Source organism: Dietzia sp. DQ11-71, assembly GCF_014144995.1.
GTDB lineage: Bacteria > Actinomycetota > Actinomycetes > Mycobacteriales > Mycobacteriaceae > Dietzia > Dietzia kunjamensis.
Genome location: NZ_JAALDT010000309.1, coordinates 1 through 1,682 on the forward strand (window position 1 = coordinate 1; position 1,682 = coordinate 1,682).

Annotated in this window: 2 protein-coding genes; one reads left to right on the forward strand and one right to left on the reverse strand. The window is 70.7% G+C overall.

What is annotated here, in order from left to right; translation table 11 throughout:
* Positions 1-1,070: oxygenase MpaB family protein (locus tag G6023_RS11190; RefSeq protein ID WP_182635535.1), on the reverse strand; the 1,070-nt coding region annotated here is incomplete at its 3' end.
* 45 nt (positions 1,071-1,115) lie between these two features.
* Here G6023_RS11190 and G6023_RS11195 point away from each other — a divergent pair.
* A partial coding sequence (locus tag G6023_RS11195; RefSeq protein ID WP_241727819.1) for a TetR/AcrR family transcriptional regulator occupies positions 1,116-1,682 on the forward strand: 567 nt, incomplete at its 3' end.

Sequence of the window (1,682 nt, forward strand, 5' to 3'; positions counted from 1 at the left end):
GGCGGGCGGACCGGCAAGCCGAACTCCCGCATCGATTCCGGGCCGAGCAGCACGGTGAGCATGCTCAGCAGTCGCTCGTGCCCCACCCGGGCGCGCAGTCGGGGCAGCGGTCCGCTGCGGTGGCGGCGTCGTTGGGACTCCACCAGTGCCTGCGTGAGCTTCGGCCCGGCCTCGGAGAGGCCGGCCTGGGACAGCAGGATGTGGTAGTTGACGCGGTGGCGTTCGCGCTCACCCTCGACCAGGTAGTGGTCGGCTACGCCCATCAGCCATCCGACGTAGCGCCACATGTGCATCACCGCGTCCGAGTCATTGCGGCTCACCGGCACACCGAGGGTTCGCACTCCGAGCAGAACCACGGCGTCGAACAGGCCGAGGGTCGAGGCCAGGTCGCTCTGGTTGATGGGCAGGCCCCAACGCTGGCTGTCCCAGCGCGGCTCCATGGCGTTGTTGACCACCGCGTGCATGGCCCGCACGTGGCCGGTCAGGCGCCACGCCTCACCGCCCGGCCGCAACCCGTCGGGGATGGACAGGGACATGGTCCAGTGGCTGGTCTCGGCCAGGCGGCGCAGCGTGGTCTCGCCGGTCAGGCCGCCGGTCGCCACCAGCAGGTCGGTGGGGCCGCCGAACCGGTAGCCGCCGATGAGGGACAGCTGCAGCAGGATGTCGGCGGCGTTCTGGCCGAAGCGCAGGTAGGCCTTCTGTCCCCGCTCGATCTTCTCCCAGTCGACCCAGTCCGGGGTGCCGGAGAGATGCGCGATGTAGTCCCGCAGGATCTGAGGCGCGTCGTCGGGCAGGCCGGCTGAGCCGGAGTGCAGCGCCTCGTCGAGCTGGCGGCGGGTCACCGCGCCGGGCTCGCCGGACCGCAGCCGCATGGCGCGGGCGAGCTGATCGCCCAGATCGTCGCGCTCGAAGTAATCGCGACCGATCCGGTCCATGAGCTTCTCGTCGAGGTGGCCCACGCCGGCGATGGGCTTGAGGGCGCGTCCGAGGCGACGGCCACGCTCCTCGCCCTCGCGGAAGCGCTGGGGGTACGGCATCACGGCGGCTGTCTTCTCGGGCGTCACGGTCATGACATGACTATGACGCGAGTTTTTACTCGCATACAATTCGCGTTCATGAGAAGGGTGCCTAAGCAGGCGAGATCCCGCGCGATGGTGGAGCGGATCGTGGAGGCTGCTCGCGTTGTGCTCGTGCGCGACGGCTACGAGTCGTTCACCACCAACCGCGTCGCCGACGAGGCGGAGGTCAGCCCCGGCTCGCTGTACCAGTACTTTCCGGACAAGTCCGCGCTGGTCGCGGTGGTCATGGACCGCTGGTCGGCCGAGATCTCCGACCGGGTCGCGGCATCGCTCTCGGCTACGGGTCCGGTCGACGTGAAGAGCCCGGCGACGGCCCGGTCGATCGCCGACGCCCTGCTCACCGCGCTCGAGGCCGACGCCGGTCTGCTGCGCATCATGTGGGAGGAGCTGCCCGCGGTGCGGCACCGGGCGGCGCAGCACGCCCTCGAGCAGCGGGTTCGCGAACTCCTGGCGGTCTACCTCGCGGCCGCCGGCGCCGCGAGCGGGGACCCGGCGGCCCGGGCGTGGGTGATCGTCATGGCGGTGGAGAACATCGCCGTGCGGTGGGTGCTGGACCGTCCCGCCATCAGCCGGGACGCGCTGCTCGACGAGCTCACCGCGCTG